The following is a 24,902-nucleotide window of genomic DNA, read 5'->3' as shown; positions in this document are numbered from 1 at the left end:
GGTCCCGCTGCTGGCCTTCACCCCGGTCCCGTCGGTCAGCTCCTGGCTGAGCGTGGTCTGGGGCATCACCACCCACATCGTCCCCACCGTCGAACACACCGACGAAATGGTCCGCCAGGTCGACCAGCGCCTCCTCGAACTAGGCATCCTCGAAAAGGGCGACCTGGTAGTCATCGTCGCCGGCTCCCCACCCAGCATCCCCGGCTCCACCAACGCCCTCCGAGTCCACCGCATGGGCGACGCCATAGAAGGCATAGCCCCCGCCTACCGCAGCCCCAACCCGTAGGGCGAAGAGCGGTCGCAAGGACAGAGATGGTGATGTTGCCGAGGCCGGCGGTCGACTGACTGCCGGCCTCGAGCACGTGAGGCGTGGTGTCGCAGGGCCGATGCGTGGATCCGGCCGCCCAACCGGTACAGTTCTTCTGCGGCCTTGCCGGGTTGGTGGAATGGCAGACACTGCGGACTCAAAATCCGTTGCTCGCAAGAGCGTGTGGGTTCGAATCCCACACCCGGCACAAACTGTCGGTGGGCGACGCGAACATGTGGCATGCCTCACTTCAGGTCGCAGGAGACGGTGGACTCTGCGCTGCGGATGTCGGACAACGGGGTTGCTGACAAGACGAACGCTGAGATCCATGGTGTTGCCGTCAAGACGATTCGGCGGTGGCGGCGGCTGTATCAGCGGCGTGGGTTGCCGCGGGGGACCGGGTTCCAGGGGACGCCCTGTCCGCGGTGTGACGGGGCCGACTTGGATGAGGCGGCGTACGCGTTGTTGCTGGGGTGGTATCTGGGGGACGGGTCGATCGCGCGGGCTCGACGTGGGGTGTTCACGTTGCAGATCGCCAACGACGAGGGGTATCCCGATCTCAATCAGGAGATCTTCGAGACCATCCAGCTGGTCAAACCGACCGCGAGACCTTGTCCGCGTCGTCGCGCGGGTGTCGTACTGACGGAGGCGCGGTGGAAGCATTGGCCGTGTCTGTTCCCGCAGCACGGGCCGGGGCGGAAGCATCTGCGGAAGATCGAGTTGGTGGGGTGGCAGCGGGAGATTGTTGCCGCGTACCCCGAACAGTTGGTGCGGGGGCTGTTCCACTCGGACGGGTGCCGGTTCGTGAACTGGGCTAGCAAGCCGGACGGCCGGCGGTACTACTACGTGCGGTACATGTTCTCCAACGAGTCGGAGGACATCCGGAAGATCCTGACGGATGCACTGGATCAGTTGGGGATTGCTTGGCGGCAGCCGCGGGCCAATGCGATCGCGGTCAGCCGGAAGGAAGCTGTCATGGCGCTGGATGGGTTTGTGGGGCCGAAGTCGTGAGGTGGGGTCGATAAGGTGTCGGGTGTGACTGCTAAGCGTGTGGTGATCGCTGAGGACGAGGCTCTGATTCGGATGGATCTGGCTGAGATGCTCGCGGAAGAGGGGTATGACGTCGTCGGGCAGGCGGGGGACGGGGAGGAGGCGATCCGGCTGGCGATCGAACAGAAGCCGGATCTGGTGATCCTCGACGTGAAGATGCCGAAGCTGGACGGGCTGAGCGCGGCGGAGAAGATCGCGGGGGAGCGGATCGCGCCGGTGCTGATGCTGACCGCGTTCTCGCAGCGGGAGCTGGTCGAGCGGGCCCGGGACGCGGGCGCGATGGCGTACCTGGTGAAGCCGTTCTCCAAGGCCGACCTGCTGCCCGCGATCGAGATCGCCGCCTCCCGGTACGTCGAGCTCGCCGAGCTGGAGCGGGAGGTCGCGGACCTCGCCGAGCGGCTGGAGACCCGGAAGCTGGTGGACCGGGCGAAGTCGATCCTGCAGACCAAGTTCGGGCTGTCCGAGCCGGACTCGTTCCGGTGGATCCAGAAGACCGCGATGGACAAGCGGGTCTCGATGCGCCAGGTGGCCGAACTGGTGGTCAACGAGGCCGGCGATTCCTGAGCACGGCAGCAGCACGACAGCAGCACGGCAGCAGCACGACAGCGGTACGACGGGGTTCTCCTACGGCGTGTCGTGACCGTGAGGTGAACCCGGCGGCGCAATCGTGACGAACCGTGGCGGTCAGCCCGGTTGACCCGCGCCGAATCTCACCGAGGCAGACCGTTTGCTGACCGTATGTCACTGCCACACCTGCGGGGTCAGTATCCAGGTGATCGGACGATACTTACCGGGGTAACGACCTCACAACACAGGCAGTGCGCTGTTCGCTTGGAACCATCCCCGGGTCTAACCTGCGGATGCTCGCGGCAAATGCGCGAGAGTCCCGGTTCGCTGGGACTATCCAGACATTGGAGGAACAGTGCACCAGCGTTCCGTAGTACGGGTCGGCGCGACGCTGATCGTTGCGTCGTTGGCCCTGACTGCCTGCGGCTCACGCAGTGGCAACAACTCTGGCGGGGGCTCCGGAGGCTCGACCAAGACCGCGAAGATCGGCGTTATCGCGCCGCTGTCCGGAGACTTGTCGGCCCTGGGTCTGGGTATCCAGCACTCCGTCGAACTCGCCGTGAAGCAGGCCAACGACTCCAACGCGATCCCGGGCTGGAAGCTCGAGGTCGAGGCCAAGGACGACGAGGCGAAGCCGGACACCGGCAAGAACGCCGCCACCGCGCTCGCCAGCGACAACAACGTGGTCGGTGTCGTCGGCACCCTGAACACCAGCACCAGCCAGCAGGTGCAGCCGGTTCTCGCGGCGAAGAACATCGTCCAGGTCTCGCCGGCCAACACCGGCCCGGGCCTGACCCAGGGCGCCAACTGGCAGACCAGCCCGAAGCGGCCGTACCCGACGTACTTCCGGACCTGCACCACGGACGCGGTCCAGGGCCCGTTCGCGGCCCGGTACCTGTACGAGACCGCGAAGATCACCAAGGTCGCCACGATCCACGACAAGAAGGCCTACGGCCAGGGCCTGGTCGGCACCTTCACCCAGGAGTTCAAGAAGCTGGGCGGCACGGTCGTCGCGGCCCAGACGATCAACCCGGACGACTCGAACTACCAGGCCGCGCTGTCCGCGATCAAGCCGTCGAACCCGCAGGCCATCTACTACGGCGGTGAGTACCCGCAGGCCGGTCCGCTGTCGCAGCAGGCGAAGGCCGCCGGCCTGAACGTCCCGCTGATGGGCGGCGACGGCATCTACGACCCGAAGTACATCACCCTGGCCGGCAAGACCAGCGACAACGACCTGGCCACCTCCGTCGGCGCCCCGGTCGAGGCGCTGGCCTCGGCGAAGAAGTTCGTCTCGGACTACAACGCGGCCGGCTTCAAGGAGCCCTACGCGGCGTACGGCGGCTACTCGTTCGACGCGGCGAACGCGATCATCGACGCGCTGAAGACCTCGCTGAAGGACGCCAAGGACGTCGAGTCCGCGCGGCAGGCGACGATCGATGCCATGAGCAAGGTCTCCTTCGACGGCGTCACCGGGAAGGTGGCGTTCGACCAGTACGGCGACACCACCTCGAAGGTGCTGACCGTCTACAAGGTTGCCGGTGGCAAGTGGACCACCGTCGAGACCAAGGCGTTCGAGGACAAGTAAGCAGGGTCGACCTCATGTCAGGGGGGTGGGAGTGATCCTCCCACCCCCCTGGCATGTCACAACCGAGGCAGATGGGAGGTCGACGTGGACCAGTTCTTCCAGCAACTCGTCAACGGGTTGACCTTGGGCTCGCTGTACGCCCTGATCGCGGTCGGATACACGGTCGTGTACGGCATCGTGCAGCTCATCAACTTCGCCCACGGCGAGGTGTTCATGATCGGCGCGTTCGGCGCGCTGACGACGTACCTGTTGTTCTTCAACGGTCAGACCAGCGTGTGGATCCTGCCGGTGATGATCGTCGGCGCGATGATCGCGTCGGTCAGTACCGCGGTGCTGATGGAGCGTGTCGCGTACCGTCCCCTGCGGAACGCGCCACGACTCGCACCGCTGATCACCGCGATCGGTATCTCGGTGTTCCTGCAGGAGTTCATCCGGCTGTTCTACGAGCGCCCGGCGTGGACCGTGGCGGTGTTCGCCGGTCTGGCGATCGCGGCCGGCTACGTCGCCGGCAACCGGCAGACGAAGGAGAACCTGGACAACCCGGTCACCAAGTGGTACGACCGGGCCCCGCTGCTCGGCGGTGGGGGCGGCGCGGTGGCGGCGTGGATCGTCGTACTGCTGATCAGCACCGATCTCGCCGCGCTGTACGTCGCGGCGGCGATCGTCGGCGGTGCCGTCATCGGTACGGGCGTGGGCATGCTCGCCGGCCTGGCGTGCAAGCAGCACGCGCGGGTACGGATCGACGTCCGCACCGTGGCTGTCGCGGCCGTGGTGGCAGCGGTCGTCGCGGAGGTCGGCTGGATCTTCTTCAAGGCCGTCCTCAACAAGGTCAACTGGCCGAGCGCGAAGGCACGTATCCCGTTCCCGCAGCTCGACGTGGTGACCGGCAAGGCGCTGCAGGTCGGCGGTGTGACGATCCAGCGGTCCGCGATCTTCACGGTCGCGGCGCTCGTGGTCTGCGCCGTCCTGCTGTGGTTCTTCATCAACCGGACCCGGCTGGGCCGCGGTATGCAGGCCGTCTCGCAGGACCCGGACACCGCGCGCCTGATGGGCATCAACGTGGACCGGATCATCGTGGTCGCCTTCGCCCTCGGTGCGGTGCTCGCGGCGATCGCGGGTGTCTCGCAGGGCCTGCAGAACAACAACATCGACTTCCGGATGGGCTTCCTGGCCGGTCTGAAGGCGTTCACCGCCGCGGTCCTGGGCGGTATCGGCAACGTCTACGGCGCGGTCGTCGGTGGTCTGGTGCTCGGGGTGGTCGAGGCGATGGCCACGCAGTACATCCCGGGCCAGTTCGGCGGTAGCACCTGGAAGGACGTCTGGGCGTTCGTGATCCTGATTCTGGTTCTGGTCTTCAGGCCGCAGGGCCTGCTCGGCGCGAGGGTGGTGGACCGGGCATGACCGACGTGAAAACGCCTGCGAACATGGCGCCCCAGGCTCCGGTGGCGAAGCCGGCCAACCCGCTCGCGTGGCCGCTCGGGCTCGTCGGCGCGGCGCTGGTGATCATCGGCTCGTTCCTGTCCTGGAGCTACAACGGCCAGATCCTGAACGACCTGTCGATCGACTTCTACCCGGGCGGCCTGCAGATCCTCACGATCATCGGCGCGCTGCTGTCGCTCGTGCTGCTGCTGGCCGAGAAAGGCCCGTTGACCAAGCTCGGTGCATGGCTGGACGCCACGCTGGGGTTGCGGATGCTCGGTACCGGTCTGGCGCTCTACATGGTGCTGATCGTGATCGCGATCACCACCCAGGCCGGCGGCCTGATCAACGTGAATCCGGGCGGCTACGTGTCGCTGGTCGGCGCGCTGTTGCTCGCGGTGTCGGGCTGGATGCTGCCGTTGCGGCAGTTGCGGGACATGAGCGAGGCCCGGCTGCCGGGCTGGGCCGAGATCCTGTCGATCGCGGTGCTGATGGGCGCGATCCTGTACGCCGCGGCGTACGCGCTCGGCCTGCAGGACGCGTGGTCGTTCATCCTCTGCCTGGTGTTCGTCGCGATCGTCGCGGTGACGCTGTTCCGTACCGGTGCGCTGACCTGGATCGGGCACGTCGCGCAGCGCCGCAAGCGGGTGCTGACGCTGGCCGCGTTCGTGGTCGCGTTCCTGTTCCCGTTCACCCAGAACGGGTCGGACGCGAACATGTCGATCGCGAACCAGGTGCTGATCTTCAGCGCCACCGCGATGGGCCTGAACATCGTGGTCGGCCTGGCCGGCCTGCTGGACCTCGGGTACATCGCGTTCCTCGGCGCCGGTTCGTACACGGCCGCCGTACTGTCGAACTCGGCGTTCGCGACGGTCGGCTGGAAGCCGCCGTTCCTGGTGGTGATGCTGGTCGGCGCGGCGGTGTCCGCGACGCTCGGCCTGATCATCGGTACGCCGACGCTGCGGGTCTCCGGCGACTACCTGGCGATCGTCACGCTCGGCTTCGGTGAGATCTTCCGGTTCACGATGGGCAACCTGGACGGCAACAACGGCCCGAACCTGACCAACGGCCCGAACGGCATCCCCGGTATTCCGGACCTGAAGATCGGCAGTTTCGACTTCGGCAAGGATCACACCGTCGCCGGGATCGACCTCGGACGGTTCTCGAACTACTACTTCCTGTTGCTGATCCTGATCGGTGTCGTGATCCTGATCTTCGCGCGGCTGAACAACAGCCGGATCGGGCGCGGCTGGGTGGCGATCCGGGAGGACGAGAAGGCCGCCGAGGCGATGGGCGTGAACGTGTTCGGGCTGAAGCTGCTCGCGTTCGCGGTCGGCGCGTTCCTGGCCGGTCTGGCCGGCACCATCAAGGCCCACCAGGACGCCGCGGTCAGCCCGGACCAGTACCAGTTCATCGAGTCGGCGTTCCTGCTGGCCGCGATCGTGCTGGGCGGTATGGGCACCATCGCCGGTGTGTTGCTGGGTGCAACGATCCTGAAGCTGCTGCCGGAGAAGCTGCGGTTCTTCTCGGAGTACCGGCTGCTGATGTTCGGTCTGCTGCTGGTGCTGATGATGCGGTTCCGGCCCGAGGGCCTGGTCGCGAGCAGACGAAGGCAGTTGGAGTTCCACGAGGAGGACGAGGAACTGGCCACCGAGATCGAAGAGGAACAGCTCGTCACCGGGGAGGCGAAATGACCACCGTCCAGGACGTGGACCGGCCGGCGACGACCGGCGACACGGTACTCGAGGCAACCGGTGTGACGATGCGGTTCGGCGGTCTGCTGGCCGTGAACAACGTGAACCTGAGCGTCCGGCAGGGCGAGATCGTCGGCCTGATCGGCCCGAACGGGGCCGGCAAGACGACGTTCTTCAACTGCCTCACCGGCCTCTACCGGCCGACCAGCGGCCAGGTCCGGTTCGCTGCCTCGCCGCCGCAGAAGAGGCCGATGCGGTTCCTGCCGACCCGGATGCGAGGGGGCGGCATGAAGGACATGCCGCTGGTCGAGACGAACCCGGGGCTGACCCCGCCGGTGCCGGGTCCGCTGGCGCCGCTGCCGCCGAAGCCGCGGGCGGTGGTCCGGGCCGGGATGGCACGGACGTTCCAGAACATCCGGCTGTTCGCGAACATGACCGCGCTGGAGAACGTGATGGTCGGCCGGTACTGCCGGACCAGCGCGGGCGCGCTCACCTCGGTGCTGCACGGGCCGAAGTTCCGGCACGAGGAGGCGGCCACCCGGCTGCGGGCGCAGGAACTGCTGGACTTCGTCGGTCTCGGCAAGTCCGCCGAGCACCTGGCCCGGAACATGCCGTACGGCGACCAGCGCCGGCTCGAGATCGCCCGGGCGCTGGCCACCGACCCGAAGCTCATCCTGCTGGACGAGCCGACGGCCGGTATGAACCCGCAGGAGACCCGGCAGGCCAGTGACCTGATCTTCAAGATCCGGGACGCCGGGCTGGCGGTGGTGGTGATCGAGCACGACATGCGGTTCATCTTCAACCTCTGCGACCGGGTGCTCTGCCTGGTCCAGGGCGAGGCCCTGATCGAGGGCACGCCCGACGAGGTGCAGTCCGACCCGCGGGTGATCGAGGCGTACATCGGCACCGGCGAGGACGACGAGGACGAGCGCCCGCAGGACGACGTACCGGCAGAGGAGGCCCCATGACTGTACTGATGCCGCGACTCCGTCGCGGCGGGTCATGGGGCTGTTGCTCCCTGTCTTCCCTCGTCGTTCCAGTCGCTTCGCTCCCTCCACTCCTCAGTCCAGACAGGGAGGCCCCATGACCGGGATGCTCGAGGTCAAGGACCTGGAAGTTGCCTACGGCAAGATCGTCGCGGTGAAGAAGATCAGCTTCAGCGTGGAGCAGGGGCAGGTGGTGTCGCTGATCGGCACCAACGGCGCCGGCAAGACCACCACGCTGAAGACGATCTCGGGCCTGCTCCGGCCGACGTCGGGGGAGATCTGGTTCCAGGGTGAGCGGATCGACCACGTGGCGGCGCACGACATCGTTACCCGCGGCCTGGCGCACTCGCCCGAGGGGCGGCGGATCTTCCCGCGGCTGTCGGTCGAGGAGAACCTGATGCTCGGGGCGTTCTCCCGCAAGGACCCGTCGGGAGTGCGCACCGATCTGCAGGCGGCGTACGACCTCTTCCCGATCCTCGGGGAGCGCCGCAAGCAGCCGGCCGGGACGTTCTCCGGTGGTGAGCAGCAGATGCTCGCGATGGGCCGGGCGATGATGAGCCGGCCGAAGCTGCTGATGCTGGACGAGCCGTCGATGGGCCTGTCGCCGCTGATGATGAAGCGGATCATGTCCACGGTGACCGAGCTGCAGAAGCAAGGTACGACGATCCTGCTCGTCGAGCAGAACGCGCAGGCGGCGCTGAAGCGGGCCGACTTCGGGTACGTGCTCGAGGTCGGGAAGATCGTGCTGTCCGGCACCGGCCGGGACCTGCTGGTGAACGACTCGGTCCGGAAGGCCTATCTGGGCGAGGACTGACGCCGACGCTGCTGGTTCAGTTGCGGATCACGACGAGCAACTGGACCAGCAGCGGGGCGACGATCAGCGCGGGCAACAGGTCGGCGACTGCCACCTGCTTGATCTTCAGCAACCTGAGAGCGACGCCGATCAGCATCACACCGCCAGTGGCGCCGAGCGCGGTCACATGAGCGTCGGGCAGTACGTCGCCGAGTACCGCTCCTATCGCCGTCATCGAGCCTTGCACCACGAGTACGACGAGTGCCGACGCCGCGACCCCCCAGCCGAAGGACGCCGCGAAGGCGATGCTGGTGAAGCCGTCCAGTACTGCCTTCAGGAACAACTGGTCCGCGCCGCGGCCGAGACCGTCGGAGAGCGCCCCGAGGAAGGTCAGTGGGCCGACGCAGAACACCATCGATGCGGACACGAACCCTTCGACGAACTTGCCCTCACCCTCGCCGCGGTCGAACCGGTGCTGCATCCAGGCGCCGAACCCCTCCAGCCGCTGCTCGATCCGCAGCAGCGAGCCGATGATCCCGCCGATCAGCATCGCGCCGAGCACGATCAGCACCGGCGCGCTGCTACCGACCGCGTCGCTGAGCGCCTTCTGGCCGACGGTGAGTGCCGAGGAGATCGCGATCAGCAGCGTGACCAAGCCGATCGCGTCGGTGACCAGGTCCCTGGTCCGGTGACTGAGCCGGTGGCCGACGAGCACGCCGAGTACCGAACCGACGAGCACCGTCGCGACATTCACGACGGTCCCGATTCCGATGAACACCCTGGTCCCTCCGGACATCTGTGGTCAGCTTTGCATGTGACCCCCGAGGGCCTACTGTTGCGCGAGGACGAGCGTATCGGCCCGTCTGTTCACCTCGGGGGTGGACCGGACCGGGAGGTCGCTGTGGTGGCAGCCGTCGAGGTGAGGGACGCGCAGCCGGGGGACGCGAGTGCCCTGGTCACGCTGTGGCGCGAGCTCAGCACCGCCGCCGGGCTGCCGTCCCGGCTCCCCGCGCCGCCGTCCGCGGCCGCCGCGGAGGTTGCCGTCAGCAAGCATCTGGACGACCCGGCCGGCCGGCTGCTGGTGGTCGAGCTGGACGGCGAGGTGCACGGGATGGCGTACCTGCGCCGGACCGCGATCAGCCCGCTGCACGACGACAGCACGGTCACCGTCGAGTACCTGCACGTCAGCGACGCGGCCCGCCGGCACGGCCTGGGCAAGGCGCTGATCGCGGAGGCGGTCGCCTGGGCGGAGTACGAGAGCTGTGCGCACCTGGCCGTGGTCGCGCCCGCGATCGCCCGCGAGGCGAACCGGTTCCTGGCCCGCCTCGGTCTCGGTCAGGCCGGCGTACTGCGGTTCGCGAACACGCTGACCGTCCGCCGCCGGCTGGCCGCGGAGCACGCGCCGAACCTGCTCGCCCTGCTGTCCTCGCGACGCTCCGCGTTCGCCCGCCGCGCGGTCAGCTCCCGGGTGGCGCCGGAATCAGCTGGCAAGTGATCCGCGCGGTGCAGACCCGCTTGTCCCGCTCGTCGGTGATGACCACTTCGTACGACGTCGTCGTACGGCCGAGGTAGACCGGCGTCGCGACCCCGGTCACCACTCCGTCACGCACCGCCCGGTGATGGGTGGCGTTGATGTCGACGCCGACCGCGACCTTCCCGTACGTCGCCGCGTGCAGCGCGGAGCCGATCGACCCGAGGCTCTCGGCCAGGACGCAGGACGCGCCGCCGTGCAGCAGGCCGTACGGCTGGGTGTTGCCCTTGACCGGCATGGTCGCGACGACCCGGTCCACGGTTGCCTCGCTGACAACGATTCCCATCGTCTGCAGGAGGGTGCCGTCCAGGTTCATGCCCGGTCCGAGGTTCGATTCATCTGTCCTGTCTGTCACTGCAGCAGTGTGTCAGAACTGTCCGTGGGACCCACTAGAGTCGGTGTGTGGCTCCAGAAACTGATGCGACGACGACGATCAAGGACCCCGCGACCCCGGCGACCGGCCGACCGCGGATCCTGCTGCTGGACGGGCACTCGCTGGCGTACCGGGCGTTCTACGCGCTCCCGGTGGAGAACTTCTCCACCACCACCGGGCAGCACACCAACGCGGTGTACGGGTTCACCTCGATGCTGATCAACATGCTCCGCGACGAGCAGCCCACCCACATCTGCGTCGCGTTCGACGTGTCCCGCAAGACCTTCCGCACCGAGCAGTACGCGGAGTACAAGGCCGGCCGGTCGAAGTCGCCGGACGAGTTCAGCGGCCAGATCTCGCTGGTCAAGGAGGTGCTGGAGGCGCTCCGGATCCCGACCACGGAGATCGACGGCTGGGAGGCCGACGACATCATCGCGACGCTCGCGACGCAGGCCGGCGAGCAGGGTTTCGAGGTGCTGATCAGCAGCGGTGACCGGGACTCGTTCCAGCTGATCAACGAGAACGTCACGGTGCTGTACCCGAAGCGCGGCGTGTCCGAGATCGCCCGGATGGACCCGGCCGCGATCGAGGAGAAGTACGGCGTCGGCCCCCGGCTGTATCCGGACCTGGCCGCGCTGGTCGGGGAGCAGAGCGACAACCTGCCCGGCGTCCCGGGCGTCGGGCCGAAGACGGCCGCCAAGTGGCTGAACCAGTTCGGTTCGCTGAACGACGTGGTCGACCGGGTGAACGAGATCAAGGGCAAGGCCGGCGAGTCGCTGCGCGAGCACCTCGCCGACGTGATCCGGAACCGGCAGATCAACGAGCTGGTCCGGGACCTGACCCTCGACGTGACGGTCGACGACCTGGCCCGGGTCCCCTGGGACCGGGACAAGGTGCACACGCTGTTCGACAGCCTGGAGTTCCGGGTGCTGCGCGAGCGGCTGGTGGCCGAGCACGAGGAGGTAGACGCGACCGTCGACCACGGTTTCGACCTGGACGGCGTCCAGCTGAAGCCGGGCGAGCTGGCGGCCTGGCTGAAGGAGCACGTCAGCGGCGGCGAGCGGGTCGGCGTCGCGGTGCAGGGCAGCTGGGGCGGCGGCACCGGCCAGATCACCGGGCTCGCGCTGGCGAACCCGACGGGCGCGGCGGCCTGGTTCGACCCGGAGGCGCTGACCCCGGACGACGAGGAGGCCTGGAAGGCCTGGCTCGCCGACCCGGCGATGCCGAAGGCGCTGCACGACGTGAACGGTCCGCTGCTCGGCTTCCTCGAGCGCGGCTGGACGCTCGGCGGGCTGAGCTCGGACACCCAGCTCAGTGCGTACCTGGTCCGCCCGGACCAGCGGGCGTACGACCTTGCTGACCTCACCGTGCGGTACCTGAAGCGCGAGCTGCGCAACGAGGAGGCCGACAACGGGCAGCTGAGCTTCGACGACGTCGAGGGCGGCCCGGCCGCGGACCACACGATGCTGCGCGCCCGCGCGATCGCGGACCTCGCCGACACGCTGGACGCCGAGCTCGAGAAGCAGGCCGGTACGGCGCTGCTCGCGGACGTCGAGCTGCCGCTGATCCAGGTGATCGCGGGCATGGAGCGGGACGGGATCGCGGTCGATCGGCCGTACCTGGAGCAGCTCGAGGAGCGGTTCGCCACCGGCGTACGCGAGGCGGCCGCGTCGGCGTACGAGGTGATCGGCAAGGAGATCAACCTCGGCTCGCCGAAGCAGTTGCAGGTGGTGCTGTTCGACGAGCTGCAGATGCCGAAGACCAAGCGCACCAAGACCGGGTACACCACGGACGCGGACTCGCTGCAGGCGCTGTTCGAGAAGACCGAGCACCCGTTCCTGGCGTACCTGCTGGCGCACCGGGACGCGACCCGGCTGCGACAGACGGTCGAGGGCCTGCTGAAGACGATCAGCCCGCGCGACGGCCGGATCCACACCACGTTCAACCAGACGATCGCGGCCACCGGCCGGCTCAGCTCCACCGAGCCGAACCTGCAGAACATCCCGATCCGCACCGAGGAGGGCCGCCGGATCCGGCAGGCGTTCGTGGTCGGCGAGGGCAACGAGTCGCTGATGTCGGCGGACTACAGCCAGATCGAGATGCGGATCATGGCGCACGTGTCGAAGGACCAGGGCCTGATCGACGCGTTCAACTCCGGGATGGACTTCCACTCGGTGACCGCGTCCCGGGTGTTCTCGGTCGAGCCGGGCGAGGTGACCCAGGAGCAGCGCGCGAAGATCAAGGCGATGAACTACGGCCTCGCGTACGGCCTGTCGGCGTACGGGCTGAGTCAGCAGCTGAAGATCGGCGTCGACGAGGCCAAGGGCCTGATGGACGAGTACTTCGAGGGCTTCGGCGGCGTCCGGGACTACCTGCGGTCGATCGTCATCGACGCGGGCAAGACCGGGTACACCGAGACGATCCTCGGCCGCCGGCGCTACCTGCCGGATCTGACCAGCGACAACCGTCAGCGCCGTGAGATGGCCGAGCGGATGGCGCTGAATGCCCCGATCCAGGGTTCGGCCGCGGACGTGATCAAGATGGCGATGCTCAAGGTCGACGCGTCCCTGCGCTCGTCAGGCCTGAAGTCCCGCATGCTGCTCCAGGTCCACGACGAACTGGTCTTCGAGATCGCCCCGGGCGAGCGCGAGGCCCTGGAGCAGCTGGTCCGCCACGACATGGGCCACGCCGTCGACATGGCCGTCCCGCTGGACGTCTCGGTCGGCGTCGGCCGCACCTGGCACGAGGCCGCCCACTAGCGCATGGAACCGAACCGGCCGTTCCGGTGGGACCTGATCCGGCCGGACAACCTCGGCTCGCTGCTGGACGACGTACAGATCTGGGAGCCGTTCTTCCTCGAGGACCTGACCCGCTGCGCGGCGCGGGTCCTGGGGCAGTGCGGGGACGGTGAGTTGTACTTCGTCGGCCGCTCGGTGGACAGCCTGTTCGATCTGCTGAGCGGCGCGCTGGCCGACACGGACTGGAGCTCGCGGCTGCACCCGCTGCCGTTGTCGCTGTACCAGCGCGACGGCAGCGCGCTGACCCCCGCCGAGCTCCGGCAACTACGGACGAACCTGACCGCGGCCGGCCTCGGCCCGGCAGAGCTGATGCGCGGCCGGCCGACGGTGTTCGTCGATCTGGTCCACGAGGGCTCGACGTTCGAGAACCTGTACGCCGTCCTGCGCCGGTGGAGCGACGACGAGCACGCGCAGTGGGACGTGATCCGCCGGCAGTTGCGGTTCGTCGGGATCACGGCCCGGACGAAGACCAGCCCGAAGACCTGGCGGTGGCAGCAGCATGCCGGGTTCGCGGCGGAGTTGCCGGCGTCGGCGATCCGGAACGTTTCGCTGGATGCGCGGCTCTGGTCGTACTTCGGCGACTACCAGTACAAGACGGCCGCCTCGTTCCGCCGTACCCGGTGGACGGATCCGGAGGTGGCGGATCCGGGGCGGGACGAGAAGACGCGGATGGCGCTGGCCGAGGCGGTGAAGGTGGTCGCGGCGGCGCGGACGCCGAAGGTACGGCGGCGGCTCGCGGAGCTGTTGACGCAGGAGCCGGCGATCAGCGAGCGCTGGCTGCGCGACCTGCAGGTCAGTCTGCGGCGGTGACGTAGACCGGCTGCTCGGCGGGGGAGAGGGCGCGCTGGAGGCACAGGTGTTCGCGGGGCGTCAGGTCGGGGAGGGCGTCGAGTGGCCACCAGCGGACGTCGGTGGACTCGTCGTCGTTGACGCGGGCCTCGCCGCCGAGCGGGTGGCAGCTGAAACAGAGGTCGAGGAACTGGACGCGGTCGCCGTTCGGGTAGGCGGCCGGGGGAGTGGCCTCGATGCTGAGCAGCCGGTCGACCCGGGCCTCGACCGCGGTCTCCTCCTGGATCTCTCGCACCACGGCGACCGCGGGCTCCTCGCCCGGCTCGAGAATGCCGCCGATCAGGCTCCAGCGCCCGTTGTCGGCCCGCTTGACCAGCAGTACGTCGCCGTCGCCGTTCAGCACCACCGCGCTCAGCCCGGTCAGCCAGAGCAGGTCGTGCCCGATCTTCTCGCGCAGGTCGAGGATGAACTTCGGCGTCGGCATACCCCGACCCTAGCGACCCACCGGGGTAGGGGTTTCTTGACGCAAGAAAGTTGAGTCCGGAACGGCAAACAGTAAACGCTTACCCGCAAGATACCGACAGTGATCATCCGATCCCGGTCAGTGCCCGGCGACCTCTTCCGTCAACTCATTTTCTATGTCATTCTCCCGGGCAAGATCCGAGATCCTATTGGATATTGCTATCGGATATTTCGTCTTTGTTCCGACCCAGCCGCCTTGGAGGAACCATGTCGAACGATCACGCACGCCCGGGAGTCAGCCGTCGGTCACTGCTGTCCGGCGCCCTCGGGCTCACCGCGGCGACCGCCACCGGCGGCCTGCTCAGCGCCTGCAGCGGCGGTGGCAGCGCCGGCAGCGCAGGCAAAGCCGGGGCGGGTGCGGGTGACGTGGTGCCGAGCGTCACGCTCGGCCCGAAGCTGGCGACCGTGCAGTACCCGGAGGGGTACGTCGGCCCGGTCGCCCGCGCGCTGAAGCCGCTGACCAGCGAGAAGGTGACGTTCAAGATCGTCGTACCGCAGGACGTGACGATCGGGGACTGGAAGACCAACGCCTTCACCAAGTGGCTGGAGCAGAAGACCAACATCCACATCGAATGGGACCAGGTCGGTGGGACGCCCGACGACCTGATGACCAAGGTCAACGCGATGATCGCGGCCGGCGACATCCCCGACGCGTTCATGGGCGTCAGCTTCACCCGCTCGCAGCTGTACCTGTACGGCCAGCAGGGCCTGTTCACCGACGTCGGCCAGTACATCGACGCGTACGCGCTGAACCTGCAGCAGGCGATGAAGGACTACCCGGACACCCGCAAGCTGGTGCAGGCGCCGGACAAGAAGATCTACTCGTTCCCGAACATCAACGACTGCTACCACTGCCGGGCCAGCAACGGCCGGACGTTCCTGAACACCGACTGGCTGCAACAGGTCGGCCTGGACATCCCGAAGACCACCGACGAGTTCCGCGAGGTGCTGCGCGCGTTCAAGAAGGCCGACCTCGGCGGCAACGGCAAGACGATCCCGTTCGCGGGCTACAAGGACGCGGCGCTGGACTCGTACTTCATGAACGCGTTCCTCTACAACCCCGGCGACCCGTGGCTGGTGGTGAAGGACGGGAAGGTCGACGTCACGTTCGACAAGGACGAGTGGCGCGAGGGTCTCAAGTACCTGCACGGCCTGTACGGCGAGGGCCTGATCAACAAGGACGTGTTCACCGCCGACCAGGACCAGATGGATCGCTACGGGAACTCCCCGGGCAGGCCGATCATCGGTGGCGCCCGGTCGTACTACTGGGGCGGGTTCGTCGACATCGACCAGAAGGACCCGAACGCGCGCTGGCGCAAGTACCAGGCGATCCCGCCGCTGGAGGGCCCGAACAAGGTCCGGTACGCCGCCTGGAACTACCTGGGCGTCGGCATCGAGGTGGCCAAGCTCGTGATCACCAAGAAGTGCGCGAAGCCGGAGCTGCTGGTGATGTGGGCGGACGCGCAGCTGGAGCTCGAGGCGATCCTGCGTGGGTACGGCGGCCCGCAGTTCCAGTGGGCGAAGAAGGGCGAGCTGGGGATCAACGGTAAGCAGGCGATCTACGGGTTCGACGCGACCTGGAACACCGCGAAGAACCTGAGCTGGAGCCAGGACAACCCGATGTACCGGTCGCAGGACTTCCGGCTCGCCGAGCGGGTGAACCCGAAGGACTTGACCTTCGAGAAGCCGCTGTACCAGCAGACCGTCGACAGTTACTTCCCGTACAAGCAGCCGCAGGAGATGCAGTTCCCGCCGGTCACGCTCGACCAGGACCAGGCGGCGCAGGAGTCGGAGCTGAAGACCAACCTGAAGAACGAGGTCTCCCAGTCGATGTCCCGGTTCGTCACCGGGCAGCTCGACCCGAACGACGACGGCGCGTGGAACGACTACAAGGACCGGGTCGCGAAGATCGGCGTGAAGCCGTACCTCGACCTGCAGCAGGCCGCCTACGAGACGTACAACTCATGAGCAGCGCCAGCGCGCCGGTCCAGGACACGCGCGCCGACAAGATCGTCTCGGCCTGCATCTACACGGCGCTCGGGCTGTTCTGTGTCGCGGTCCTCTACCCGATCATCTACGTGCTCAGCGCGTCGGTCAGCAACACGAAGAAGGTCGCGGCGGGCGAGGTGTGGCTGTGGCCCGTCGGGTTCACCCTGGACGCGTACAAGGCGATCTTCGACTACAAGTCGATCGTCAGCGGCTTCGGCAACTCCGTGTACTACGCGGTCGTCGGCGCGGTGGTGGCGACGGTCCTCACGCTGCTCGCGGCGTACCCGCTGTCCAGGAAGGGCCTGCCGGGCAAGGGCCTGATCATGGCGGCGTTCGTGTTCACGATGATGTTCAGCGGCGGACTGATCCCGACGTACCTGGTGGTCGACAAGCTCGGGCTGCTGAACACCCGGTGGGCGATCATCCTGCCGGCCGCGCTCGCGGTCTGGAACGTGATCATCACCCGGACGTACTTCATGGTGACGATCCCCGAGGAGCTGGTGGAGGCCGGCAAGGTCGACGGCTGCAGCGACTTCGGGTTCTTCTGGCGGATCGTGCTGCCGCTGAGCAAACCGATCATCGCGGTGAACCTGCTGTTCTACGCGGTCGGCCAGTGGAACTCGTTCTTCAACGCGCTGATCTACCTGACCAACGAGCACCTGTTCCCGTTGCAGGTGATCCTGCGCCAGATCCTGATCCAGTCGAAGATCGACCCGTCGCAGATGCCGGACACCAGCAAGCTCGTCCAGCTGAAGGAACTGCAGCAGCAGCTGAAGTACTCGCTGATCGTGATCGCGATGATCCCGCCGCTGCTCGTCTACCCGTTCGTGCAGAAGCACTTCGTCAAGGGAGCCATGATCGGCTCCCTGAAGGGATGACCGCATGACTGTTCTGAACGCCGCGCGGGCGGCGACGCACAAGCGGGACCGGACGGCGAAGCCCACGGTCGGCCTCGGTCTGCGGATGCGCCGGAACTGGCAGCTGTACGCGATGCTCGCGGTGCCGCTGATCTGGCTGGCGGTCTTCGCGTACTGGCCGATGTACGGCGTGATCATCGCGTTCAAGGACTACAACGTGGTCTCCGGGATCTGGGGCAGCCCCTGGGTCGGCCTGAAGCACTTCGAGCGGTTCGTCGACTCGTACCAGTTCTGGCGGCTGATCCGGAACACGGTGTTCCTGCACGTGTACGAGTTGCTCGCGACGTTCCCGTTGCCGATCATCCTCGCGCTCTGCCTGAACACGGTCCGGAAGAAGTGGTTCAGCCGGTCGGCGCAGCTGATCACGTACGCGCCGCACTTCATCTCGACGGTGGTCGTCGTCGGTCTGCTGGTCGTCCTGACCAACCCGAACACCGGCGTGGCGAACCAGCTGCTCGGGCTCTTCGGGCTGGGGCCGGTCGACTTCATGGGCGATTCCGGTCTGTTCCGGCACCTGTACGTCTGGTCCGGGGCGTGGCAGACGATGGGCTTCTCGGCGATCATCTACCTGGCCGCGCTGACCAGCGTGCCGCCGGAACTGCACGAGGCGGCGATCGTGGACGGGGCGTCCCGGGTACGGCGGATGTGGCACATCGACCTGCCGGCGATCGTGCCGGTGGCGGTGATCCTGCTGATCCTGAACATCGGCTCGATCCTCTCGGTCGGGTTCGAGAAGGTGCTGCTGATGCAGAACAACCTGAACCTGGACGTGGCCGAGGTGATCGACACGTACGTGTACAAGATCGGGCTGGCGTCGGCGGTGCCGCAGTTCAGTTATGCGACCGCGATCGGGCTGTTCCGGTCGGTGATCGGCCTGGTGCTGCTGGTGCTCGCGAACACCTTTGCTCGGCGGTTCGCACGGAGCAGTCTTTGGTGAGTGGCCGGCCTGTGGCGAGCTAGGTCGACTGGCGGTGCAGTCCGGTGGCGAGGGCGCCGGACAGCAGGAGCGCGCAGGTGCTGGTCATCGCGGCCAGCACCTTCACGCCCGTCAGCCCGCCGGCGGTCCCGGTGCCGAGGACGATCCCGGCGGCGACCGCGAGCACGATCAGGCCGGCCCAGATCACCAGCGCGGCGCGTTTCTCCTGCTGGGCGATCGCGGCGTACACGACGAGCTGGAGGACGGCGTACGCCGATCCGGCGACCGCGAACAGCCAGGTGTACGGGCCGAGCGGGGCGTACTTCTCCTTGCCGCCGATCACCTCGACCACGATCCCGGGCAGGATCAGCGTACCGGCCACCGCGCAGGCGCCGAGTCCGGCGACCGCGAAGATCGCCCGTCGCAGCCGGACCGTGTCGCCGGGGGAGTTGGCCAGCGAGGGGAACACCAGCACGATCACGAACTGCGGCAGGAACAGGCACGCCTTCGCGATGATCAGCCCGGCGGCGTAGTACCCGCTGTCCTTCTCGTCGAGGAGCGCGCGGGCGAACAGTACGTCGGCGTTCGCCAGCGCGAAGAACGCGAGCAGGGTGTGCGTGCCGTGCACGGTCTCCCGCAGTACCGCCTTGACGTCGTTGCCGGTGGCGCCGGTCGACCCGCGGAGGAAGAACTGGCCGAGCACCGCGGGCAGCGCGGCGCCGACGGCGAGGCCGACCATGGCCCAGTCGAGCGACGGGTGGATCAGCAGCGCGCCGCCGCCGAGGACCAGCCGGCCGATACCCGCCGAGGTGTAGACGGCGGCGAGCTCCGTCCAGCGGTGGCTGCCCTGCAGGATACCGAGCTGCGAGCCCATCAGCGTGAGGCCGCCGAGCGTCGGCGCCAGCAACAGGATCGCGACGACCGAGTCGACGTGCAGCAGCCACATGAACACCGGCGTCAGCAGCAGGCAGAGGACGGTCAGCCCGGCCGCGGACCGGCGGCCCGCCCGGAGCATCGCGTCGGCGAGCGTCGCCGCGCCGTCCCCGGTGTGGGTGGCGAGCTGCCGGGCGCCGGTGGCCTGCAGGCCGAGGGACGCGACATTGCCGATCAGCAGCAGGCCGAGCAGGGCGGTGATCGCGCCGAACTGTTCCGGCATCAGCCGCCGGGACCCGATCAGCGTGAAGCCGTACGCCGCCACGTTCATGATCGCCATGGCGACGGCGACGACCGTGGCACTGCGCAGGAAGCTCGTGCGGGGAGCCTGCGGTTGCGGCGCCGGGGTGGTGCCAGAAGTCATGCGTGCTGCCTCGGCTCGGTTGATGCTGATGTGAGATTTGCCGGACCTCACGGTACGGCAACGATGCCACTGCGCAGCCGCCGGATCCGTTAATGTCCCGCCGGTGGGGAGGCTGAAGACGGCGGACTCGGAGCAGGTCGTGTGGCGGGCACGGCTCGTTCTCGCCTGCCTGGCGCTGGTCGCCCTCTGCTTCCAGCACGCTCCGGGGCTCGTCGTCCCGGACCGGAAGCTCGAGCTGACCGCCGGACCGGGCGGCTTGCTCTCGCGGGCGATGCACCTGTGGGATCCGCACACTGCCTTCGGCCAGTTGCAGAGCGACGCGTACGGCTACCTGCTACCGATGGGGCCGTTCCACTGGGTGCTGGACGCGCTGTCGGTGCCGGACTGGATCATCCAGCGCCTCTGGTGGTCGTTGGTGCTGTGCGTCGCCTTCCTCGGTATCTGGAAGCTCTGCAACATCCTGCAGTACGGCGTGCCCTGGACACGCTTCGCCGTCGGGCTGCTGTACGCGCTGGTGCCACGGGCGTTCGGTGAGCTCCCGATCGAGGTGTGGCCGATGGCCATGGCTCCGTGGGTACTGCTGCCCCTGGTCTCACCACGTGTCCGCTCGGGCTTGTGGCGCGCCAGCTGGTCGGCTGTCGCGTTCGCACTGATCGGCGGCGCCAGTCCGGCCGGGAGCGCGGCCGTGCTCGTCCTGCCCGCAGTCTGGTTGCTGCGGCGAGCACGGGTGAAGCTCACGCTCGTCTGGCTCGGTTTCGTGGTTGCTGCGTCGATCTGGTGGCTCGTACCGCTGCTGATGCTGATCCGGTATGGCGCTGCGCCGCCGGGCCTGCGGTGGTTGCCGGTTGCGGGTGCTGTCGTCGGACTGCCGCTCGCGCTCGCTCTAGCGCACTACTTGCCGCGGCTGACCGCCCTGTCCGTGTCACGTGGCATCAACCGCCGCGTCGTACCTGTCCTGATCACCAGCTTCGCAGCGGCCGCCGCTCTGCCTGTGATGCTGACGCAGCCTGCCGGCGCGTTCGCAGCGATCCCGAAGCACTGGGAGCAGGCGGCACAGTGGCTTGACGGCCAGTCCGCACCCGGCAGCGTGCTCGTGCTGTCGAGGTCCAACGAGCCGCTGGCCGCGCTGGTGGAGCGGCCGCTGGCCGGGCTCACCGACGACCTGTGGAGCCGTGTGGGCTCCGGCGTCGGCGACCAGACGCTGCGGCAGGAGCTGACCCGGGACGGCATCCGCTACGTTGTCGTGCGCAACGATCTGCCGGACGGTACGCCGGCGCTCGCGATCCACGAGAGCCTGGCCGACGCCGGTATCGGGCGGGTCGCGTACTTCGGTCCCGCCGGGGAGACCCGGCTGCCGTACCCGAGCGTGGAGATCTACGACGTCGGCGCCACCAGCCCCGGTCGGCTGGTCCCGCAGTCCCGGCTGGTCGCGGTCGGCGGCAGCGCTGACGACGTACCGACGGTGGTGACCGCGCTGGGCGGCCAGGGGGCTGCCGTACTGCGGGCCGATGCGAGGGGCAAGGTCGACGGGCTGCCGCTGGTCGAGACCGACGGGCAGCAGCTCGACCAGCAGCCCGACCAGCAGCCGAGTGCGGTCGTACTGCGGAACAAGCAGATCGGGCGATCCGCCTGCCTGCACCTGGGCGCGCGGGCGCTGTGCAGCCCCGACCAGGCGAAGGCGTCCGCCGAGCCGAACGGGCTGTCCCGGGCGATCCACATCCCGGAGGCCGCGTCGTACGAACTGCGCGGAACCGCGCTGGCGAAGGACGGCGACACGCTCGAGCAGCTGCTCACGGTGCCGGGTGCGATCACCGCGACCGCGTCGTCGAGGGGGGTCACCGCGCCGGAGGGCCGCCCCGGTGCAGCGGTCGACCGCTCGACCGGGACGGGGTGGCTGGCGGCGTCGGACGACCCGCGGCCGAGTCTGACGCTGACGTTGCCGACCGCGCGGGACGTGCACGGGCTGCGGTTCCAGGCGGACGCCTACCTGAACGGGTCGCGGCCCGCCGAGGTGACGGTGCACTTCGACAACAGCGCGCCGGTCAACGCCACGGTCGACGCTGCCGGGTACGTACGGTTCGCGACCCGGCACACGCGGACCGTCAAGATCGACTTCACCGCGACCAAGCCGCTGCAGGATGCCCAGACCAGCCCGGTGGGCGTCTCCGAGGTCGAGGTGCTCGGCGCGGACGAGCTGCGCCAGGCGGTCGATCCACGGCGGCATGTCCCGGCGTACTGCGGTAACGGGCCGTCTGTACGGGTGGACGGCGTACCGATGCGGACACAGGTCGCGGCGACGATGCAGCAGTTGCTCCTGCGGCAGCCGGTGCCGTTCAGCCTGTGTGGCTCGCTGTCGGCGGTCCCGCTGCGCTCGGGGCAGCACCAGGTGGAGGTGCAGGCGAACGGCGGGCTGGTACCGATCGAGACCACGCTGGCGAAGGCCGGGCTCGGTGACGTGAAGGCTCAGCCGGTCCAGGGCGTCGACGTCTGGCGTCCGAACCCGACCGAGCTCACGGTCGAGGTGCCGGGTGCGGACGAGCAGTCTGTGCTGGTGGTGGCGCAGAACTACAACGAGGGCTGGGAAGCGTACGACGGCAGCGGTCAGAAGCTGACACCGATCCGCGTTGGTGGGTGGCAGCAGGGCTGGCTGTTGCCGGCGGGGCAGGAGCAGGTGGTCACGGCCCGGTTCATGCCGGACAGGACCTACCGTGCGGCGCTACTGCTGGGGCTGGTCGCGCTGCTCTCCGTGTTGGCTGTTGGGGTCTTCTTTCCCAAGACGGGGCGCTCCAGCAGGCGGTAGCTGATTGCTGCGAGCGCTACAGCACCCAGCAACGTCACAGGGAGCTGTACGGCGAACGGTCCATGCAGCAGCCCTTGCACGACGAACTGGTACACGACGACGCCGTACGAGAGGTTGGCGGCGATCTGTGCGTGTCGACCGCCAAGAACGCGGACCGTCCGCGCGCTTGGTGTCAGGACCGGGAAGAGCACGCAGGCCACGACCACTGTGTAGAGCAGGCTCTTCAGCAACGCCTGCGCTGGTGTGGGCGTCGAGTGATCATACGGGCCGGCTATCGGGGTCGCTGCGATCAGCAGGAGTGCTGCGGCGATACCCCAGAGCGTGCCGGGGACCCTGGTCAGGGTGTCGAGGGTCGACGGGCCGAGGCGTCCGGTGGCGCGGGCGACCTGCCACAGGGCCAGGCCCATGCCGACGGCGTACCAGCCGAGGTAGCCGGGTAGCCACAGTCCTGCCTGCGGGCGGTCGGTGGCTGTTACGGCAGCCATCCAGACTGGTCCGAGGACGGTCAAGGCGACCAGGACGAGGAGTCGCCAGCGCACACTGCGCCGGGTAGGACGTTCGTACCCGGTCAGCAGCCGGCCGAGACCAGGCAGGACCAGGTAGAACGGAAGCGGTGTCAGCGCGGCCCAGCGCAGGTACGTCGTCGCGGGGTGCGGGACGAACGCTATGGACAGCAGTACTGCGACCAGGAGCGCCGGGAGGATGCGCAGGGCTCGGTTGCGGAGGTAGGGCAGTGTCAGTGGCGGCAGGGTGCCCGAGAACCACGCCAGTACGTGCGGCCGGTACAAGAGGAAGCCGGACAGCGCGCAGAAGATCGCCCAGCCGATGTCCAGCCGCGACACCACTCCGGCGAGCGGTGCGTGCGTGTGCAGGCCGACCTGCGAGACCACTACCGCGAGCGCGGCGATCACGCGCAGGCCGTCGACTGCCGGGAACCGGGTGTCTCTCATGGCTTGTGCGCCTCTTTCTTGTGCGCAGCCCAGATCGCGGTACCCGGGACCAGCGGGCCGCGGACCGGGCCCCAGCCGCCCCAGATCAGGTCATGGCCGGCCGGCCATTCCGGTTCGAGCAGGTCGTCGACGACGAAGCCCGCGCCGGTGAGCTCGCGGATCCAGTCGCCGGTAGTGCGGTGGTGCTCGGCGTACACCGGCGTACCGGAGTCGTCGAGCTCGACGTACGGCGTGCGGTCGAAGTACGAGTGGGTGATCCGGAGACCGGCCGCCGAGGGGTCGTCGGGCATCGTCCAGCGGAACGGGTGCGTCACCGAGAACACCAGCAGCCCGCCCGGCCGCAGTACCCGGGCGATCTCGCGGAACGCCGTACCGACGTCGGTCACGAACGGAAGCGCGCCGAACGCCGAGCAGACGATGTCGAACGCCGCATCCCGGTAGGGGAGCGCGACGGCGTCCGCGGCGACTGTACGGACCGCGGTGCCGGTGCGCTCGTCGAGCGTCTTCGCGATCCGCAACTGCTCGACCGAGATGTCGAACGCCACCACGTCGGCGCCCTGCGTGACCAGCCAGCGCGAGCACTGCGCGGCACCGCAACCGACCTCCAGCACCCTGCGGCCACGCACCGGCCCGAGCAACCGCGCGTCCGCCTCGTCGACCCCTTCCGGGGACCAGACGAACCGGTCCTCCCCGAGGAAGTCCCCATGCTCCGCCAGGTACTCGTCGGCAACCTGATTCCAATAGGCACGACTGGCCCGCGAGGCCTCCGCCTCGGTCAACTCAATCCTGGAGGGCTCGACCACCGCCCAAGCCTAGGGGACCTCGGAGTCTGCAGCCTCCGAGGCCTTGGATCAGTCCTTCAGGTTGCGATCGGCGTACACGGCCATTGCGTCGCGCAGGTACTCGACCACGTCTTCGCCGATGTTCTGGCGGAACCGTTCGTCGTCGACGTGCATCTGCCCGAGTGCCTTGTACGCCTCGCGTGTCGGCGTCGAGAACAGGCAGGTGATCTCGTAATGCAGCTGGATCAGCTCCTGCACGTTCGGCTCGGTCACTGCGACTCCTTCCGCCTTGAGCGCGGCCAGGCCTTCGTGGACCCGCGGGTAGCCGGTGCGGGCCTTCTCAGCGTCTGCTTCGGTCCAGCCGCGCATCCGCTGCCGGCTCGCGTCCACCGCGGCGTCGCCCCAGCGCTCACGCGCCTCGGCCTCGTACGGGTTGTGCTCGAAGCCTTCGAACACCTTCTCCGGTGACATCTCTCCTCCTTTCGTCAGCTTGTCGATGGTGGCGTCGACGGTCCGGACCAGCTGGCCAAGACGCAGTTGCTCCCGCACCAGCCACTCCTTGTGCTTTGCGAGCACCTCGATCGCGTCCTGCCCGTCGCGGTGCGCCAGTACCTCGCCCACCACGTCCAGACTCAGTCCGAGGTCCCGGAGCAGGAGGATCTGCTGCAACCGCAACAGCTGCTCCTGCTCGTAGTACCGCCGGCCGTTGGCCGCGACCCGGGCCGGAACCAGCAGGCCGATCGCGTGGTAGTGCCGGAGCGTGCGCGAGGTAACACCCGAGGACCGGGCCACCTCCGCGATCGACCACGCCATCCCACCTGCTCCTTCCGTCGACAT

The 24,902-nt window shown here is 68.1% G+C and carries 22 protein-coding genes, 1 tRNA gene and 1 pseudogene; 17 read left to right on the top strand and 7 right to left on the bottom strand.

What is annotated here, in order from left to right:
* The 10 genes and pseudogenes from VFF46_RS26585 to VFF46_RS26545 all read left to right on the top strand — a co-directional run.
* Positions 1-286 (top strand): pyruvate kinase alpha/beta domain-containing protein (locus VFF46_RS26585; protein ID WP_325039949.1); only part of this gene is annotated, 286 nt, incomplete at its 5' end.
* A 146-nt stretch (positions 287-432) separates the two neighbouring features.
* Positions 433-515 (top strand) — tRNA-Leu (locus VFF46_RS26580).
* Between the two features lie 233 nt (positions 516-748).
* Positions 749-1,318 (top strand): transcriptional regulator, encoded by a 570-nt coding sequence (locus tag VFF46_RS26575; protein ID WP_325039948.1) that lies wholly within the window; start codon positions 749-751, stop codon positions 1,316-1,318.
* 15 nt (positions 1,319-1,333) lie between these two features.
* Positions 1,334-1,921 (top strand): ANTAR domain-containing response regulator, encoded by a 588-nt coding sequence (locus VFF46_RS26570; protein WP_325039947.1) that lies wholly within the window; start codon positions 1,334-1,336, stop codon positions 1,919-1,921.
* A gap of 358 nt (positions 1,922-2,279) precedes the next feature.
* The gene (locus VFF46_RS26565) at positions 2,280-3,509 is read left to right on the top strand and encodes a branched-chain amino acid ABC transporter substrate-binding protein (RefSeq protein ID WP_325039946.1); all 1,230 of its coding nucleotides are present in this window, start codon (positions 2,280-2,282) and stop codon (positions 3,507-3,509) included.
* Between the two features lie 84 nt (positions 3,510-3,593).
* A pseudogene (locus VFF46_RS40560) lies at positions 3,594-3,935 on the top strand (branched-chain amino acid ABC transporter permease); the annotation flags it as partial.
* Positions 3,936-4,205: 270 nt separating this feature from the next.
* Positions 4,206-4,910 carry a branched-chain amino acid ABC transporter permease gene (locus VFF46_RS26560; RefSeq protein ID WP_414673094.1) on the top strand — a complete coding sequence of 235 codons (705 nt, stop codon included), beginning with the start codon at positions 4,206-4,208 and terminating at the stop codon, positions 4,908-4,910.
* Positions 4,907-6,622 (top strand): branched-chain amino acid ABC transporter permease, encoded by a 1,716-nt coding sequence (locus VFF46_RS26555; RefSeq protein WP_325039944.1) that lies wholly within the window; start codon positions 4,907-4,909, stop codon positions 6,620-6,622. Before VFF46_RS26560 ends, VFF46_RS26555 begins: the two co-directional genes overlap by 4 nt.
* Entirely contained in the window at positions 6,619-7,590 is a 972-nt protein-coding gene (locus VFF46_RS26550) for an ABC transporter ATP-binding protein (protein ID WP_325039943.1), read from the top strand. The genes VFF46_RS26555 and VFF46_RS26550 overlap by 4 nt, the downstream gene beginning before the upstream one ends.
* Positions 7,591-7,705: 115 nt before the next feature.
* On the top strand, positions 7,706-8,422 hold the full coding sequence (locus VFF46_RS26545) for an ABC transporter ATP-binding protein (protein ID WP_325039942.1): 717 nt from the start codon (positions 7,706-7,708) through the stop codon (positions 8,420-8,422).
* Positions 8,423-8,438: 16 nt separating this feature from the next.
* Here the strand turns inward: VFF46_RS26545 and VFF46_RS26540 are convergent, their stop codons facing one another.
* Positions 8,439-9,197: a DUF554 domain-containing protein gene (locus VFF46_RS26540; protein ID WP_325039941.1), complete on the bottom strand. Its 759-nt coding sequence runs from the start codon at positions 9,195-9,197 to the stop codon at positions 8,439-8,441.
* 108 nt (positions 9,198-9,305) lie between these two features.
* Between VFF46_RS26540 and VFF46_RS26535 the strand changes: the two genes are divergently transcribed.
* Entirely contained in the window at positions 9,306-9,896 is a 591-nt protein-coding gene (locus VFF46_RS26535; RefSeq protein WP_325039940.1) for a GNAT family N-acetyltransferase, read from the top strand.
* Here the strand turns inward: VFF46_RS26535 and VFF46_RS26530 are convergent.
* A complete protein-coding gene (locus tag VFF46_RS26530; protein WP_325039939.1) occupies positions 9,859-10,287 on the bottom strand; it encodes a hotdog fold thioesterase in 429 nt (142 codons plus the stop codon). The genes VFF46_RS26535 and VFF46_RS26530 overlap by 38 nt on opposite strands.
* 47 nt (positions 10,288-10,334) lie before the next feature.
* Here VFF46_RS26530 and polA point away from each other — a divergent pair, with 47 nt between their 5' ends.
* Together polA and VFF46_RS26520 are read left to right on the top strand one after the other, a co-directional pair.
* A complete protein-coding gene (polA, locus tag VFF46_RS26525; RefSeq protein WP_325039938.1) occupies positions 10,335-13,064 on the top strand; it encodes a DNA polymerase I in 2,730 nt (909 codons plus the stop codon).
* A 3-nt stretch (positions 13,065-13,067) separates the two neighbouring features.
* Positions 13,068-13,913, top strand: a complete 846-nt coding sequence (locus tag VFF46_RS26520; protein WP_325039937.1) for a hypothetical protein — start codon at positions 13,068-13,070, stop codon at positions 13,911-13,913.
* Here the strand turns inward: VFF46_RS26520 and VFF46_RS26515 are convergent.
* Entirely contained in the window at positions 13,897-14,376 is a 480-nt protein-coding gene (locus tag VFF46_RS26515) for an NUDIX domain-containing protein (protein WP_325039936.1), read from the bottom strand. The genes VFF46_RS26520 and VFF46_RS26515 overlap by 17 nt on opposite strands.
* Positions 14,377-14,621: 245 nt before the next feature.
* Here VFF46_RS26515 and VFF46_RS26510 point away from each other — a divergent pair, with 245 nt between their 5' ends.
* The 3 genes from VFF46_RS26510 to VFF46_RS26500 are packed head-to-tail and all read left to right on the top strand — an operon-like array spanning position 14,622 to position 18,257.
* Positions 14,622-16,382: an extracellular solute-binding protein gene (locus tag VFF46_RS26510; protein ID WP_325039935.1), complete on the top strand. Its 1,761-nt coding sequence runs from the start codon at positions 14,622-14,624 to the stop codon at positions 16,380-16,382.
* Entirely contained in the window at positions 16,379-17,281 is a 903-nt protein-coding gene (locus VFF46_RS26505; RefSeq protein WP_325039934.1) for a carbohydrate ABC transporter permease, read from the top strand. Before VFF46_RS26510 ends, VFF46_RS26505 begins: the two co-directional genes overlap by 4 nt.
* 4 nt (positions 17,282-17,285) lie before the next feature.
* A complete protein-coding gene (locus VFF46_RS26500) occupies positions 17,286-18,257 on the top strand; it encodes an ABC transporter permease (RefSeq protein WP_325039933.1) in 972 nt (323 codons plus the stop codon).
* A gap of 19 nt (positions 18,258-18,276) precedes the next feature.
* Here VFF46_RS26500 and VFF46_RS26495 read toward each other — a convergent pair whose 3' ends face one another.
* Positions 18,277-19,533: a polysaccharide biosynthesis protein gene (locus VFF46_RS26495; RefSeq protein WP_325039932.1), complete on the bottom strand. Its 1,257-nt coding sequence runs from the start codon at positions 19,531-19,533 to the stop codon at positions 18,277-18,279.
* 103 nt (positions 19,534-19,636) lie between these two features.
* Here VFF46_RS26495 and VFF46_RS26490 point away from each other — a divergent pair, with 103 nt between their 5' ends.
* On the top strand, positions 19,637-22,333 hold the full coding sequence (locus VFF46_RS26490; protein ID WP_325039931.1) for an alpha-(1->3)-arabinofuranosyltransferase domain-containing protein: 2,697 nt from the start codon (positions 19,637-19,639) through the stop codon (positions 22,331-22,333).
* Here VFF46_RS26490 and VFF46_RS26485 read toward each other — a convergent pair.
* The 3 genes from VFF46_RS26485 to VFF46_RS26475 form a co-directional block, all read right to left on the bottom strand.
* Positions 22,237-23,283 (bottom strand): acyltransferase, encoded by a 1,047-nt coding sequence (locus VFF46_RS26485; RefSeq protein WP_325039930.1) that lies wholly within the window; start codon positions 23,281-23,283, stop codon positions 22,237-22,239. The two genes, VFF46_RS26490 and VFF46_RS26485, sit on opposite strands and share 97 nt — an antisense overlap.
* The gene (locus tag VFF46_RS26480) at positions 23,280-24,062 is read right to left on the bottom strand and encodes a class I SAM-dependent methyltransferase (protein ID WP_325039929.1); all 783 of its coding nucleotides are present in this window, start codon (positions 24,060-24,062) and stop codon (positions 23,280-23,282) included. The genes VFF46_RS26485 and VFF46_RS26480 overlap by 4 nt, the downstream gene beginning before the upstream one ends.
* Positions 24,063-24,134: 72 nt before the next feature.
* The coding region (locus tag VFF46_RS26475; protein ID WP_325039928.1) for a MerR family transcriptional regulator at positions 24,135-24,902 on the bottom strand (768 nt) is incomplete at its 5' end.

It is taken from the genome of Kribbella sp. (assembly GCF_035655035.1).
Taxonomy (GTDB): domain Bacteria; phylum Actinomycetota; class Actinomycetes; order Propionibacteriales; family Kribbellaceae; genus Kribbella.
Note: the sequence above shows the minus strand (reverse complement) of the source record. Positions and strands in the feature narration are given on the sequence as shown.

Bases quoted from the DNA above. Each gene is read 5' to 3' on its own strand.
- VFF46_RS26560 (WP_414673094.1), top strand. From the start codon at position 4,206: ATGCTCGCCGGCCTGGCGTGCAAGCAGCACGCGCGGGTACGGATCGAC.
- VFF46_RS26555 (WP_325039944.1), top strand. From the start codon at position 4,907: ATGACCGACGTGAAAACGCCTGCGAACATGGCGCCCCAGGCTCCGGTG.
- VFF46_RS26550 (WP_325039943.1), top strand. From the start codon at position 6,619: ATGACCACCGTCCAGGACGTGGACCGGCCGGCGACGACCGGCGACACG.
- VFF46_RS26545 (WP_325039942.1), top strand. From the start codon at position 7,706: ATGACCGGGATGCTCGAGGTCAAGGACCTGGAAGTTGCCTACGGCAAG.
- VFF46_RS26540 (WP_325039941.1), bottom strand. From the start codon at position 9,197: ATGTCCGGAGGGACCAGGGTGTTCATCGGAATCGGGACCGTCGTGAAT.
- VFF46_RS26520 (WP_325039937.1), top strand. From the start codon at position 13,068: ATGGAACCGAACCGGCCGTTCCGGTGGGACCTGATCCGGCCGGACAAC.
- VFF46_RS26515 (WP_325039936.1), bottom strand. From the start codon at position 14,376: ATGCCGACGCCGAAGTTCATCCTCGACCTGCGCGAGAAGATCGGGCAC.
- VFF46_RS26510 (WP_325039935.1), top strand. From the start codon at position 14,622: ATGTCGAACGATCACGCACGCCCGGGAGTCAGCCGTCGGTCACTGCTG.
- VFF46_RS26505 (WP_325039934.1), top strand. From the start codon at position 16,379: ATGAGCAGCGCCAGCGCGCCGGTCCAGGACACGCGCGCCGACAAGATC.
- VFF46_RS26500 (WP_325039933.1), top strand. From the start codon at position 17,286: ATGACTGTTCTGAACGCCGCGCGGGCGGCGACGCACAAGCGGGACCGG.
- VFF46_RS26495 (WP_325039932.1), bottom strand. From the start codon at position 19,533: ATGACTTCTGGCACCACCCCGGCGCCGCAACCGCAGGCTCCCCGCACG.
- VFF46_RS26485 (WP_325039930.1), bottom strand. From the start codon at position 23,283: ATGAGAGACACCCGGTTCCCGGCAGTCGACGGCCTGCGCGTGATCGCC.